Annotated in this window: 10 protein-coding genes; 6 read left to right on the top strand and 4 right to left on the bottom strand. The window is 60.9% G+C overall.

Features of this window, described 5'->3' with window-relative positions:
• Positions 1–13: 13 nt before the first annotated feature.
• Complete coding sequence (locus FJ404_07385) at positions 14–1,819, top strand: CRTAC1 family protein (protein MBM3822689.1); 1,806 nt, start codon at positions 14–16, stop codon at positions 1,817–1,819.
• Positions 1,820–2,322: 503 nt separating this feature from the next.
• Here FJ404_07385 and FJ404_07380 read toward each other — a convergent pair.
• Positions 2,323–2,514, bottom strand: a complete 192-nt coding sequence (locus FJ404_07380) for a hypothetical protein (GenBank protein ID MBM3822688.1) — start codon at positions 2,512–2,514, stop codon at positions 2,323–2,325.
• A gap of 80 nt (positions 2,515–2,594) precedes the next feature.
• Here FJ404_07380 and FJ404_07375 point away from each other — a divergent pair, with 80 nt between their 5' ends.
• The 5 genes from FJ404_07375 (at position 2,595) to FJ404_07355 (ending at position 11,661) form a co-directional block, all read left to right on the top strand.
• A complete protein-coding gene (locus FJ404_07375; protein ID MBM3822687.1) occupies positions 2,595–3,440 on the top strand; it encodes a sugar phosphate isomerase/epimerase in 846 nt (281 codons plus the stop codon).
• Positions 3,437–4,021, top strand: coding sequence for a peptidase (locus tag FJ404_07370; GenBank protein ID MBM3822686.1), 585 nt, complete (start codon positions 3,437–3,439; stop codon positions 4,019–4,021). The genes FJ404_07375 and FJ404_07370 overlap by 4 nt, the downstream gene beginning before the upstream one ends.
• A complete protein-coding gene (locus tag FJ404_07365; protein ID MBM3822685.1) occupies positions 3,925–5,316 on the top strand; it encodes an MFS transporter in 1,392 nt (463 codons plus the stop codon). The genes FJ404_07370 and FJ404_07365 overlap by 97 nt, the downstream gene beginning before the upstream one ends.
• 133 nt (positions 5,317–5,449) lie before the next feature.
• Positions 5,450–8,101, top strand: a complete 2,652-nt coding sequence (locus FJ404_07360; protein ID MBM3822684.1) for a hypothetical protein — start codon at positions 5,450–5,452, stop codon at positions 8,099–8,101.
• Between the two features lie 107 nt (positions 8,102–8,208).
• The gene (locus FJ404_07355; GenBank protein MBM3822683.1) at positions 8,209–11,661 is read left to right on the top strand and encodes a hypothetical protein; all 3,453 of its coding nucleotides are present in this window, start codon (positions 8,209–8,211) and stop codon (positions 11,659–11,661) included.
• Positions 11,662–11,744: 83 nt separating this feature from the next.
• Here FJ404_07355 and FJ404_07350 read toward each other — a convergent pair whose 3' ends face one another.
• The 3 genes from FJ404_07350 to FJ404_07340 all read right to left on the bottom strand — a co-directional run bounded on the left by FJ404_07350 (position 11,745) and on the right by FJ404_07340 (position 15,207).
• On the bottom strand, positions 11,745–13,256 hold the full coding sequence (locus FJ404_07350; protein ID MBM3822682.1) for a DegQ family serine endoprotease: 1,512 nt from the start codon (positions 13,254–13,256) through the stop codon (positions 11,745–11,747).
• Positions 13,257–13,422: 166 nt separating this feature from the next.
• A complete protein-coding gene (locus FJ404_07345) occupies positions 13,423–14,217 on the bottom strand; it encodes a type III pantothenate kinase (GenBank protein MBM3822681.1) in 795 nt (264 codons plus the stop codon).
• A gap of 15 nt (positions 14,218–14,232) precedes the next feature.
• Positions 14,233–15,207, bottom strand: coding sequence for a biotin--[acetyl-CoA-carboxylase] ligase (locus FJ404_07340; GenBank protein MBM3822680.1), 975 nt, complete (start codon positions 15,205–15,207; stop codon positions 14,233–14,235).
• Positions 15,208–15,212 lie beyond the last annotated feature (5 nt).

The raw sequence follows: 15,212 nt of genomic DNA, 5'->3' as shown, positions 1-15,212 counted from the left end.
CCACCAGGAAGATCTGGTCCAGCAAGACGACGCGGTCATCGGTCGCGCCACCAAAAAGTCCCTGATCGCTCTGATCGTCATCGGGCTGATTGCCGCCGGCACTTGGTTCCTCCTCACCCCCAAGAAAGCCGCCCCGATCGTCCAAATCACCCCCCTCTCCGCGCCTTCCGCTGCGCCCGCCTCAACTCCGGAAATACCCGAGGCGCGCTTTGTGGACATCACCCGTGAAGCCGGCATCCATTTCGTTCACCAGAGTGGCGCCACCGGCGAGAAACTCCTCCCCGAAACCATGGGCGCCGGCGTGGCCTTCCTCGACTTCGACAACGACCACGCCCCCGATCTGCTCTTCGCCAACGGCACCTCCTGGCCCTGGAATCCTGCCGCCCCATCCCAAACCGCCACCCCCGCGCTCTATCGCAACGATGGCAAGGGCCGCTTCCATGACGTGACCGCCACCTCCGGACTGAACACCAGCTTCTACGGAACCGGACTCGCCGTCGGCGATTATGATAATGACGGCTGGACCGATATCTTCTTCTGCGGTGTCGGCGGCAACCGCCTCTTCCGCAATCTCGGCCAGGGCCGCTTCGCCGACATGACCGCGTCCGCCGGGGTCGCCGGATCAAGCGACGATTGGTCCTCCAGCACCTCCTTCCTGGACTTCGACAACGACGGGGACTTGGACTTGTTCGTTTGCCACTACGTGAAGTGGTCCAGAGACATCGATTTCAAAGTGGGCTACAAGCTTGTCGGGGTGGGGCGTGCTTACGGCCCGCCCATGAATTTTGGCGGCACTTTCCCCTCCCTCTTCCGCAACGAGGGGGGCGGAAAATTCACCGATGTCTCCGCCTCGGCCGGAGTGCAAATCAAGAACCCCGCCACCGGCGTCCCCACCGCCAAATCCCTCGGCGTGGCTCCCATCGACCTCGATTCCGACGGATGGATCGATCTCGTCATTGCCAATGACACCGTGCAGAACTTCGTGTTCCACAATCAAAAGAACGGGACTTTCAAAGAGATCGGAGCGTTGTGCGGCATCGCGTTCGACGCCTACGGCATGACGCGCGGGGCCATGGGCATCGACGCCGCCCGCCACCGCAACGACGACACGCTCGGCATCGGCATCGGCAACTTTGCCAACGAAATGACGGCGCTCTACGTCTCTCAAAAAATGCCCATGACCTTCGCCGATGAAGCCATTCCGGAAGGCGTCGGACCCGCCAGCCGACTGCTCCTCAAATTCGGCCTCGTCTTCCTCGACTATGACCTCGACGGACGGCTCGATTTGCTCACCGCCAATGGACATCTCGAGGAAGAAATCAACAAGGTCCAACAAAGCCAGCAATACCGCCAGCCCGCCCAGTTATTCTGGAATTCGGGCGTCGGCTTCCAATCGGTCCCCCCTTCCAAAGTGGGTTCCGATTTGTTCCGTCCCATCGTCGGACGCGGTGTCGCCTATGCCGATATCGATGGCGACGGCGACCCTGACGTGGTTTTGACCCAGGTTAGCGGGCCTCCCCTGCTCCTGCGCAACGACCAGAGCCTCGGCCAGTCCTGGGTCAAATTCAAACTGGTGGGCAAGTCGTCCACCCGAAGCGCCATCGGCGCGTGGGTCACGCTCAAGCGCGGCACGGAAACGCTCTCCCAACAAGTCATGCCCACCCGGGGTTACTTGTCCCAATCCGAGACCATCCTCACCTTCGGCCTTGGCAGGGAATCCAAGCTGGATTCCGCGGAGATCCTATGGCCCGGCGGGAAAAAACAAATCCTCACCGCCCCCCGCCTTGGCCAACTGAACATCGTGGAAGAAAGCCCTTGATGATTGTGCTTTGAGGGTGCCCTTGGTTTGCCCAAGAGGTCAGAGCGTCAGCAGGGTCCGGTCGAGCGAGCCACCTCGGCCGCAACCGACGTCACGCCACTCAAACTCGCCCCGCCATGAATCCCGAGGGGATTGAATGGGCAAATCACTCCCCGATCCGTGGATTTGGGGCCTACATTGTTCCACGGCTAACGGCTGAGCCTTTTCTGGGGCAACCACGGATCACACGGATGGATGGAGAATGCCTCTCTGTCCTGATGTTCCATACAGACTGTCGATCACCCTGATTCTGATTGAACCGACCGAGGGCTTGTTTTGATCCGAGTGATCCGAGTGATCCGAGTGATCCGAGTGATCCGAGTGATTCGTGTGATTCGTGGGCAGACGACTCCCCGATCCACGGGTAACACGCAGCAACGCCTGTTTTCACGACACCTGGAGGTGCGCTGAACAAGTTCGCACCACCGACATTCCATCGATCACGCCCGCGACAGCGGGCCGTTCTAAATCCGCGCTTCCTTCAGCCGCGCCAGCCCCCTTTCGCGAGCCCGTCGGAATTCTGAGGCGCGGATTCCGTGTATCCCGATGTTGTTGGTAGGGCGGGCCTGTCCCAGCCCGCCGCCCACTGGATGCAAAACATCATGCTCCGGCGGCGCGCCGGGACGGACGCGCCCTACCTGCATCACCGGCAACATCGGGATGCACCGGCGCGGATTGAGGCTCGGGATCCCCCATTGACACCCGGAAGTCCGCGGCGGTTGAATCGTGCGTTCCCATGAAGCTTTCTCTGTCCGTTCGTATCGCCGAGGAATTCGCCTCCAAGGAACGCGCTTGCATCCCCCTGCGCGAGTTGGCGGATCTCGCCGTGGAGGCCGGTTACCGCGGCCTTTGCATGCGCGCCTCGCAAGTGGGCGCTCACTCCTCCAAGCTCGAAGTCGAACTGGCCCGTATCCTGACGGAAGCCCGCCAGCTTGAGACCACCATGGTGACCGGAGACTTCGCCATCGTCTACAACAACGCCGACGCGCCCGGCTGTCTTCGCAGGATCCAGCCCTACCTGGATCTGGCCGAGGCCCTCGACAGCAGCTTGATCCGCGTCGCGCTCAAACATCAGGACGATATTGAATGGGCGCGCAAAGCCGCGGATGAAGCGGCGAAACGCGACATCCGTCTGGCTCATCAATGCCATACCGAGAGCCTCTTCGAGACCGTGGCAGGCATTGAACAAACCTTGCGCGCCATTGACCGTCCCAATTTCGGATTGATCTACGAGCCCGCCAATCTCGAACTCTGCGGACAGGATTACGGCGAAACCACGCTCAGGCGCCTTGCCCCGTGGATCTTTAACGTCTACTTCCAAAATCAGTTCATCCATGACAAAGGCGCCATCACGTTGAACACCTGGACGCGCGGCCCGGTCCGCTTCGATCTCATTCCGATGGACGACCCGCGAGGCATCGACTTCGCAAGGGTGTTTCGGGCTCTGGTTCACGCAGGTTACCACGGACCCGTCACGGTTCATCAAGCCGGAGAGGCCTGGACGGCCCCCGCGAAAACGGCGCAACGAACGGCGAGCTTTTTGCGCCGGCTGGGAGAAGAAAGCGGAGTGCATTGGAAATGAGCGGAAAGATCTTCATGCCGGTTGGGGATGCCTCGGAAACCCTCGACACTTATTACGCCTACTACCGATTGCCGGAAGATGGATACGAGGTGGTGGTGGCGGGGAAGGAATGCCGCCTTTACCACACGGTTTTGCACGAAGTGCCACCCAACCCCGAAGTGCCCTGGGACATCACGCAAGAACGTCCGGGCTATCATCTGCGGGCCACGGCGGCATTTCGTGATCTGAACGCCGCCGACTTCGCGGGCATGTTCATCTCCGGCGGACGCGCGCCCGAATACTTGCGGTACGACGGGGATCTGCTTCGTCTGGTCCAGGGCATCGCGGAAGCCGGCAAACCGGTGGCCTGCTTGTGCCATGGCATCGAAATCTTGTCGGCGGCGGGCTGCCTGCGCGGCAAACGCGCGACGACCGTCCCCAAATGCGCGCTCGATGTGAAACAAGGGGGAGGCCGCTACGTGGATGAGCCCGTGGTGTCGGACGGATGGCTCGTCACCGCCCGCGGTTATCAAGACAACACCGAACTTCTCAAACGTTTTCTGTTGCTCCTGAAGCAAGCTGGAGAAACACCCGAACGTTGAATCGGACCTCCTCCATCTCACGCCGTCGCGTGACCCTGACGGTGGTGGCGCTGGGCTGGATGGGAGCCGGAGTGGTGATGGCCTTGATGGTGCCCACCGCCCGTCCAGCCATTCAGGACTTCCTCGATTCCGGCGCCATCCCCATCCCAGTCGCCCCGGGCTCAACAGAACTGGAAATCCGGAATATTCTTACGGATCAATGGTTTTCCTACTTGATGGCGGCCTTCCTGCTCGGCGCCGCGGCGGGCGGTTGGTTGTTCGGATGGATGGCGGACCGTTGGGGACGGGGCCCCGCCATGGCGGCCAGCATCGCCTGCTATTCCCTGGTCACGGCGTTGAGTTACTGGGCACCGACACCCATGGCCCTTCTGGCACTTCGCTTTGTTGCTTGTCTCGGCGTCGGGGGGATGTGGCCGTGCGGTGTGGCCTTGCTGTCGGAGCACTGGCCCCAGTCCAGCCGAAGCTTCGTGTCCGGCATCATGGGATCCGCGGCCAATGTGGGATTCCTGCTCCTGGGTTTGATCATGTTGAAATACCCCGCCACCGCCACCTCGTGGAGATGGGTGCTCGCCCTGGGAGCCGCCGCGCTTCCCCTGGCCTGGATCGCGTGGCGATGGGTGCCGGAGTCCCCGGAATGGTTCGAATTGCGTCGCGCCCAAACCAGCCAGGAAACCGTCCCGGTCAAAGTCGTTCTGGGGCCGCCCTGGCTGAAACGAACGCTTCTGGGCATCGGACTTGGAACTGTTCCGCTCCTGGGAGGCTGGGCGTCCGGCCAGCGCCTCATTCCTTGGGCGGCACAAATGGGCGAAGCCATGAATCTCCCCGATCTCAAAGCCCAAACCCAAATCGTGCAAGCCATGGGCGCGGTGCTCGGCTCCTTGAGCGGAGGCTGGCTGGCGGCGAAACTTGGCCCCCGTCGATGTTACTTTTTCATCAGTTTAGGTTCGTTCTTGCTGAGCATGTGGATTTTCTTCCACGCCACTCCCGGCCAGAGCGGATTTCTGCCTTCGGTTTTTTGTCTGGGTTTCGTGGCCACGAGTTTCTACGGATGGCTGCCCTATTTCCTGCCGGGACTGTTCCCCACTTCGATTCGCGCCACCGGGATGGGTGTCTGTTACAACTCAGGCCGCATCTTTTCAGCGATCGTTTTGTTCACCTCGGCCTTTCTGGCCGCCTGGTTCGAAGGAGACGTCGGGAAAATGGGGGCGGCGACCAGCGTGATCTATTTGGCGGGAATCTCACTTGCTTGGTGGATTCCACGCGGCGACGCGGACGCCCGTCCCTCGAAGCCTTGAGCCAAGGCTGAATCCGTTGCGTTGAGATCTCGCAATCTCGGACAATCGAGGGCGAAGTGTAAGGAACCGACCCTCCACTCACTCCCGAGGCATCGCGCGTGGATTCGGCAGCAAACTTGCTGACCCTTCGCTCGTGGCACACCGGAATGATCGGCTTGTACATGCGGCCATTCGATGGACCACACTGTTTGGCTATTTCCTGATCGCATTTTCGAGCCCCGCCCGAATCGGGTCAGGTCCGCGCCAGGAAACCTCGGCCCTCCACTTCCCTTCTCGATTTGCAGCGACGAATTACGTCTTCGAGCCCGTGGTGGGACTGCCACCCTTATGGTGTGTTGCCGCCACTTCCATTCCCGGGGAGACCGAGCGGATGTTCTTTCTCAACCAGGCGGGATGGATCCTCTCCGTAACCAACCTTACCCAACCCAGGCATGAGGTATTCCTCGATCTCTCGGCCAAGACTTACCATCACCAAGAAAGCGGACTGCTCGGGCTGGCCTTCCATCCCGATTTCAGAACGAACGGTTGGTTCTTTGTGTTTTACACGACTTTCGCGGATGGCTCCGAGGGACCGGGAATCTATGACCGGCTCTCGCGATTTCAATTGGACCCGGGGAATCCCCGCCGGGCGCTTCCGGAATCCGAATTCATTCTGATTTCCCAATTCGACGAAGATCCCAATCACAATGGCGGAGATCTGGCCTTCGGCCCGGACGGCTATCTGTACGTGGCCTTGGGAGACGAAGGCGGTGCGCGCGATTCCTTTCGCAATGCCGCCGTCCTCGACGGCGATTTCTTTAGTGGCATTCTCCGAATCGACGTGGACCGCCGTCCCGGCAACTTGGATCCCTCGCCGCACCCGGCGATTCATCCTGGCTCCTATTCCATTCCCAAAGACAATCCGTTCGTCGGCCTCTCGCGACTGGAAATCGGAGGCCTGGTGTTGCGTGATCAGATGGACCCCGAGAAACTTCGAACCGAGTTTTTCGCGGTCGGTTTGAGGAATCCCTGGCGCATGCATTTCGACTCGCGAAGCGGTTCGCTGTTCTGTCTGGACGTGGGGGAAAACGACCGGGAGGAGTTCAATCGCATCGTGCCGGGCGGATTTTACGGCTGGCCGTTTCGTGAAGGCACGTTGGATTGGCCTTGGAACGTCCCTGAGCATGGCATGATGGATCCCCTGCTCGAATACACGCATCAGAACGGTCGCATGGCGATCACGGGTGGATTGAAATTATGGGATGGCGCTTACCCCGAATTCGAAGGCCGAATCCTGTTCAGCGATCTCAATGGGGCCGTGGGCGTTGCCGATCCCAACTCTCCTGACATCCGCTGGATCGCTCTCCACTCGGGATTAATCTTCTCCTTGGCGCGTCACCCAGCGACCGGGGAAATCCTCGCGCTCGACGGCACGCAGGGCCAGTTGATGGTGCTCAAACGCAAAGTGGAATCGGGTCCGCCCTTGCCTGCCCGCTTGTCCGAGACCGGGATCTTCATGGATCTGAAGGAACTTCAACCGCAGCCCGGAATCGTTCCTTACGAGATCAACGTGCCTTTCTGGTCCGATGGAGCTTTGAAGCAACGATGGTTTGCTTTGACCAACCTCGCCTCAAGATTCGGGTTCTCCACCGAGGGATCCTGGAGTTTCCCCGTGGGCACGCTTTGGGTCAAACATTTCGATCTGCCTTTGGACTGGGCAGCCGCCAATCGTTCACGAAGGCTCGAAACCCGGGTTTTGATCCGACAAGCCGAGGGCGTGGCTGGGGCGAGTTATCGCTGGAACCTGGAAGGTAGCGAAGCCTACTTGGTTGCTGAAGAAGGTCTGGAGGAGAACCTCTACTCTCCAGGACAGCCCCGCCGCGCCCTTGAGCGATGGCGCTTTCCCTCCCGGCTGGAATGCCAGCAATGCCACACCCGGGCGGGCGGATTCGCCCTTGGCTTCAACACTCCTCAACTCAATCTTTGGCAAACCTTCGATGGGGTTGCGAAAAACCAAATCACCGAACTGGCCGAATCCGGTTATCTCGATGCTCATCCTGGCACTCCGCATGCTTGGTGGCAACTGGCCGCCGCGAACAACCTCTCCTGGAGCTTGGAGCATCGCGTGCGATCGTATTTCGCCGCCAATTGCTCCTCCTGCCACCAGCCTGGTGCCCCGAGTCGAAGCCGTTGGGACGCACGCATTCATATCCCCCTCTCCACCGCCGGCCTCATCAATGCCGTTCCAGTGGCAAGCATTGCCTCCGAAGAAACCCGCATCGTCGCTCCCGGCAGCCTGCAACACTCCGTGCTCTATCGACGGGTCGCGGAATGGGACGGATTCCACATGCCACCTCTTGGCCACTTTCGCTTCAACAGCGAGGCGATCCGGCTGTTGGAGGAGTGGATCCTCGAGGACTTGCCCTCCCGCCCTTCCTACGACGCATGGCATACAGAGCAATTTGGAGGGATCGTCGCCCCCCAAACGGATTGGGACGGGGACCTTGATCAAGATGGATGGATCAACGAGCACGAATTCCTATTGGGCACCGATCCCTTCGACGGCCACTCGTCGTGGCGGATGGAGATCATCCCCGGACCCGCCGGAGTGCGCATCCGCTACGACCGGCTGCCCGGCCTGCGTTTCGTGCTCGAAAGTTCCACGTCGCTCACTCCGGAAACCTGGCGCCCGGTGGAGCATCCCGCCAACCGTCCATTCGTCGGAGCCGTGGCGGAACGAGTCGAGGTAGAATTACCCGCAAGTTATTCAGGCGTCTTCTTCCGCATGAAGATTCTTGTGCCCTGATGACGCGCTTTTCCGTTGACCTCCCTTGATGCTTCAGTTCAAGAAGGGATGCCCAGCAACCCGCGGATGCAGCAGTACGCTCCTCCGCTTCAACCGCCTTATTCCGCATGAAAACATCCCAGACCTGGAGCCTTCTCACCGCCGCGATCCTTGCCGCGCTGCCGGTCCACAGCCGCATCCTCGATGATTTCAACGACAATACCAAGACCGCCTGGAAAGATTTCACCTTTCAGCCCGGTGCGGGAACGATCACGGAAACCGGCGGCCAATTCCGCATTGACGTGCCGGCCATCGGCCAGCCCTTATTTGCCGCCAGCACGCTCACGAAAAACCCCCTGGAACTCAAGGACGCGCGCACCATCGAGCTGCGGGCCGACATGGTCTCCGGCAACGGCAAAGACTCCTTTGCCGTCCTGTCCTGGATCCCGGACACCCATCCGGTCTCCAGCCTCGCGGGATACTCCATCGCCAAGTCCGAAACCGATATCCTGGTCGTCAAGGGACTCAACAAATACTTCTACAACGTCAACCCCACGCCGCCCCTGAAGAACGAGAACGTGGTGTTGTCGCTGACGCTCACCGGAGCGGGCGCCAACGTGCTCATCACCGCCCGAGTCCTCGACAAGGATCGGAATGAAGCGGTGATTTTTGAGAAGTCCTTCATCGATACACCGGCTGCGGATGTCTTCGCCAACGGAACAGACTCGCCGGCCGCGCCCTTTCTCGGGACAGGGCATGCGGTGCTCATCGGCTACGCCGATTATGCCGCCGGCGGCCCCTCCGTCTATTCTGTGACCTTCGACAATCTCGAGGCCTTCGTCAACGACCGTGTCCTGGTCGATGACTTCGACGACAATCGCAAATCGGACTGGAAGGATTTCACGTTCCAACCGGGGGCCGGCATGGTCACCGAGGCCCAGGGCCGTTTCACCATCGACGTTCCGGCCATCGGGCAACCGCTCTTCGCCGCCAGCACCAAAACCGCTCGCTCCTTCGACGTCGTGGACGGAGAACGATTAACGGTTCAAGTCGATATGGTCAGCGGCCTCGGCAAGGATTCGTTCGCGGTGCTCAGCTGGATCCCCTCCGCGAACCCCGTTTCCAGCCTCGCGGGCTATTCCCTCGCGAAGTCAGAAACCGACATCCTCGTAGTGAAGGGTCTCAATAAATACTTCTACAACGTCAATCCTTTGCCGCCGCTGAAGAACGAGAATGTCACCTTGGAACTCTCCCTCATCGGCGCTGGCAAGAACGTCCATCTCCGCGCCCGCGTTCTGGACAAAGACGCGGCCAACGCGGTGATTTTTGAGCAATCCTTCACGGACACCCCGGCGGCGGACGTCTTCGCCAACGGCACGGATTCACCTTCCGCACCCTACTTCGGCTCCGGCAGCTTTGTCCTGATCGGATACGCGGACTTCGCTGCGGGCGGACCCAATCCCTATTCCGTGGTGTTCGACAATGCCGTGGCATGGACCGCGCCCGCCTCGGGCAACACGCCGCCGACCATCACGGACGTTCAACCCGAGGAGTTTGCCAACTTTGTCTCGGCGGCAGGGAAAGTCCGCTTCCGTGTTTCGGATGATAAGCCGCTGCCGGAAAGCGGATTCGCCTTGGTGTTGAACGGCGTCCGCCACACCGTCGGCAACGGGCTCACTCTTTCTGGATCCGCCACGAGCCGGACGGTTGAATTCTCGGGCCTCAGCCCCGGACAACTTTACCGGGGAGAGATTGCCGCCACGGATGTCGATGGCGCGTTGCAGCGCGTGGCGCTCGACTTCGACACCTTCAGCCCCGAGAACCTGGTGATCGAGGTGGAGGATTACAACTTCGGCGGAGGCCAGTATCACGACAACCCCAGCGTCGTGCCCGGGGCGGCCAACAGCTACCGCGACGCAACCGGAGTTCCGAACATCGATTTCTTCGACACCCGCTCCAGCGGGAATTTTCCTTATCGCCAGGGGGAACCGGTGGGAACCAAGGTCTCCCTCGATGCGATCCGCGCCAAGTTCGCCGCGGCGGGGGGCGCAGACGCGGGTGTCTTTGACTACGACATCGGCCAAATCGAGCGGGGCGAGTTTCTCCAATACACCCGCAGATTCCCCACGGGGACCTACGAAGTCTATCTGCGCGAATCGCTGTTTAACGTCTCTCTGGCCGAGGCTGTCCTCGAAAGGGTGCAGGGCCCCGCTTCCCAAGAAAATCCCGCCACGACCATCCTCGGATCCTTCCTGGGAACCTCTTCAGGCACCAAGCATCGCACCGTTCCGCTCACGGACGCCCTGGGTCAATCGAAAGTCGTGGTGCGGCTGAGCGGTGAGGTGACGCTCCGGTTGCGACAGTTAACTTCGGAACCCGCCGATGGCGACATCTTTCAGAATTACCTTCTCTTCGTTCCGGTCGCGGATGCCGGACTGCAACGCGCTGCGGTCGCCCAAGTCAGCCCGGCTGACGGTGCAACGGTCAACACCACCGCGCCCTTGATCATGGTGTCCCTCAAAGACCGTGACACTCAAGTCCGCGCCAACTCGGTGAGACTGTTTGTCCACGACGTTGCGGTTTCCGCGCGGATCAATGCTGTTGCCGGCGGCATCGATGTCGTTCACACCCTCACCTCGCTGCCTGCGCCGGGCAGCCGCGTTCGCGTGCGCATGGTCTTCGCCGATTCCGAGGGCGTGGAGCAAACCAACGATTGGAGCTTCTTCGTCCACTACGCCGCTCTGAGTGCTGCGAACGTCCGGTCCGGTGGCTCGAATCCGGGATTCCGCGTTCGCGTCGTTCAGGCGCCCCAAGGATCCTCGCTCGAGAATTCGCTGCTGCGAGCCGAGGAGCAACTCGTCCAGGGCTCCAAAATCGCCGCCCACCTGGACACCAGCGTCGTGGCACCTGCCATCAACTTTTCCCAGAATGGTCCGGACACCGCGGACGGGTCCTTCCCCGGTGATCAAGCAATACCTGGGGTGAACATCGACGAGAATGGAACCGACGACATCGCCATGGAGGTTCTCACTTACCTGGAATTACCCGCTGGCATCGTCCGAATGGGGGCGCACTGCGACGATGGGTATCAGATCGTTTCCGGCTCCTCTTTCGCCGACCGCCAGACCTTGCCCTTGGAATTTCACAACGGCGGCCCGGCCAACGAAACGTTCGAAATCGTGGTCCCGTTGGCCGGGCTCTATCCGTTCCGCATGGTGTGGTACGAACGCGGCGGGAATGCCCACGTTGAGTGGTTCTCCCTCGATCCGTCCTCCGGCGAAAGAGTGTTGATCAACGACTCCAGACCGGGCGCGATCAAGGCTTACACGGAGGTTGCGGCAAGTCCTTCCGTTGTGTTGGAAAGCGCGGCGGAGTTGGGGGCGGCCTTTACGGCGGACGCTTCAGCCGTGTTGAACACCGCGTCGCAGACCATCTCCATTCCCAAACGGGATTCGCGGCGCTTCTTCCGCCTGCGCTACGGCGGTTCCAGCCCCAAGGCCAGGCTGGAGATCCTGTCCACGACGGTGACGGCGGAAACCTTGACCCTGAAATACAACCTTGCCGAGGCCATCCTGCAATAACAACGAGCCCCGGCCCAAGCCGGGGCTCGTGCGAGATCGACCCGTTTCTCCGGACCCATGGTCAGGCGGGTGCGGGTCACGGGCTAGCGCGCTTTGCCTTCGTCCACGGTGATGAATCGGGTCGCTCCGCGGCTCCAAACCCACACCAGCACACGGCTGCCCTTGGCATTCTTGCTCAGCTCGACCGCGTCGTCGGCGTTCTGCACCTTCTTGCGATTGATTTCCATGATCACATCCCCGACGCGCAACCCCGCCAAGTAAGAGGCGGACTCAGGATCGACGTTCGTAATGACCGCGCCTTTGACATCTTGGGGTATGCGGAAGCGATTACGTGCCTGGCTGTTGACATCACTCACCTCCACGCCCTCCAACGCGCTGCTGTCGGAGCTTTTCTCCCGGTCCACGGAAGCGGATTCCGGCTGTTCGGGCAGTTCACGCAACGTCGCCTTCAAAGTGCGTTCCCGGCCATCGCGCAGGACTTTCAGCTCCACTTTGGTTCCCGGCGCGTTCTTGCTGACCATGAGCCTGAATCCTCCGGCATCTTTGACGGACTTTCCGTTCAGGTGAGTAATCACATCGCCGGGCTTCAATCCGGCCTCTTCCGCCGCGCTGTTCTCGGTGATTTGCGCGACCAAGGCTCCCTGGCCATCCTCAATTTTGAACTCGCGCGCGAGATCAGAGCTGAGATCTTGCGGAAGCAGACCCAAATACCCTCGGGAAACACGGCCTTTCTCGATGAGCTGCATCATGACATGCTTCGCCATGTTGATGGGAATCGCAAATCCTACCCCTTGATTTCCCCCGGTCCGGCTCAAAATCGCCGTGTTGATGCCAATTAGGCGTCCTTCGGCATCGACCAGAGCGCCGCCCGAATTCCCGGGATTGATGGCGGCATCGGTCTGGATGAAATCCTCATAGGCGACGTCGATGGGCAAGTCACCCCGGTTGAGCGCGCTGATGATGCCGCTGGTCACTGTCTGGCCAAGGCCGAACGGATTGCCAATCGCCAACACCACATCACCCACTTCGAGTTTATCGCTGTCCCCCAGCGTGGCGTAGGGCAGACTTTCCGCGTCCATTTTGAGCACGGCCAGGTCGGACTTGGGATCTTTTCCGATGACCTTGGCCATGTATTCCTTCTTGTCCTTGCTCAAAACGATCCTGATTTCATCGGCCCCGTCGATCACGTGATTGTTGCTGAGAATATAGCCATCGCGAGACACGATGACTCCGGACCCCAGGCTCTGTTCGCGATGGGTTCGCGGCCGGGTGGAGCGCCCGCCCTCCTCCTCCGGATTGTCGAAAAACGGGAAGAACGGAATACCCGGATACGACCGCCGGTCCAGCTTGATCTTGCGGGTTGTGAAAATGTTGACGACTCCGGGCGCCGCGCGCTTCACCACCGCGCTGTAACTGTGACCCGCGCGAATATCCCGCGAGATCGGCGTATCGTCTGATTTGAGCTGAGGCAGCCGATTCTCGGCCGCGCGTGCCCAACTGAACCCGGCGACGGCACCAACCGCCATGACCGCACCCGCCGCCACAACTCCATACCAACGACTGAAGAGATGAGGTTTCATAATGTTGATTTGCATGCCGGAACCTTCGACTTGATCGCGGACCTCCGACGCGGTGCCTTCCCCAGGCACTGCGCGCGAATCTGAGCCAGAACGCCCCGTTTCATAGACCCAAGAATAGCTCGAGAGCGATTGCCAGTAAATTGCCCGATCATTACAGAAAATTAATTTCTTCACCTTGGGACTACGGATCGCGCCCAGCGCCCGGATCGGCGCCGCTCCACGCCCCCATGGTTCCGCAGCGGGAAGCTCTCAACAATCCCGCCAAAGTCAGCTTGGGCTCAACCCGGTCGATCTCTGAAAGTTGATCCGCGATCAACGACGCATACCCTCCCGTCGCCAACACCGGCAGGCGGCGAACGCCCAACTCCCGAGCAAGCTCGCGAATCAATTCCCTCACCAAACCGCGGTAGCCGTGGATGGCACCAATCCGCATGGCCTGCCGCGTGCTCCTTCCAATCACCGCAGGCTCCCGGCGAATGCGGATCCGCGGCAGCAACGCAGTCTTTTCATGCAAGTAGTCCGTCATCGCGGCCAATCCAGGCGCGATGATGCCTCCGACATAACACCCGCGGCGATCCACCACATCAAAGGTCACCGCCGTTCCAAAGTCCACCACCACCAACGGAGGTGCCAGGAGGGAGAGCGCCGCGATGGCGTTGGCAAGCCGGTCAGGACCAATCGAGGATGGCCGGGGATAATCGATCTTGAGGCCTCCCGTCACCCGATGCGTGAGTTGAAAGGGCCGCACCTTCCATGTTTCCTCGAGAAATCGGACCACACTGCCGGTCGCCATCGGCACCACGCTGCAGATCGCCGCAGACTCGACCCGCCGCCTTCCGGCTTGCTTCAAAACCCGTCCTGCCGCGCCCCCGAGTTCCCATTCCGCCGTCGGGACCTCGAACATCCTGCCAATCCGTCCACCCGTCGCAAACGCGACGTGGGTGTGAGTGTTGCCAATATCGAACAAGGCCTGCATGGTCCAGATCCCGGCTTACTTCTCCAAGGCGACATCCCCGCCGATCACCCGCTCGAGATGGCCGTGCTCCGTCCGCACAAGCAGCGCGCCTTCGGCGTCGATGGATTCCGCGACGCCGATCAGCCGGCGGCCGCCCGTTTCAATCCGAACCAACCTTCCCAATGTCGAGCACTGCTCCTCCCATTCCTCAGCCACTTCAGAAAACCGCCCCTCTCGCAACCGGGCGTAATCCGCGTCCAATTCGCGCAGGAGGACGGACGCGAGCCTGGCTCGGTCAATTTTCTGGCCCGTCGCCAAGGACAGCGAAGTCGCTATTTTTCGCACCTCAGGGGGAAAGTCCGCGGCGGATTGATTGACATCGATGCCGATCCCCACGATCACATGCTTCACCCCGTCCGTCTCGGCGCTCAATTCGGTGAGGATGCCGCCGACCTTGCGCGACTCGATCATCAGATCGTTGGGCCACTTGATCCGGATTGGGATCCCGGCTTCGAGCGTCAGCGCCCGGGCGGCGCCAGAGGCGGTGGCGATGGTGATGCGGGTTACCGCTTGGGGCTGAATCTTCGGGCGCAACAACACCGAAAACCACAGGCCTTGTCCCGGCGGGCTGTGCCAAACCCGTCCGAGCCTTCCGCGACCCCGCGTCTGCGACTCGGCGAATACCACGGTTCCCTCGGGAGCGCCCTGGCGCGCCCGTTCTTCAAGCATATCGTTGGTCGAGGAGGTTTCGCCCAGCACATGAATCCGGGCGCCGATCACCGCGGATTCCGGGAGACGCGAACGCAAGTCGTCGGCATGGAGCGCTTCCGGTGTTTGAACCAACCGGTAGCCCGTGTGCGGGCTCGCCTCGATGCCGAACCCCGATTGACGTAAAGACTCGATCCGAGCCCACACGGCGGCGCGGCTGATGCCCAGCAGTTGAGCCAGATCCATGCCGGACAGCGGAGCCTCCGCGGAATTTCTGAGCGCAGCCAGAATCCGCGCATCCATAGGCC

Source organism: Verrucomicrobiota bacterium (assembly GCA_016871495.1).
In the GTDB taxonomy this organism is placed as follows: Bacteria; Verrucomicrobiota; Verrucomicrobiia; order Limisphaerales; family VHDF01; genus VHDF01.
Note: the sequence above shows the minus strand (reverse complement) of the source record. Positions and strands in the feature narration are given on the sequence as shown.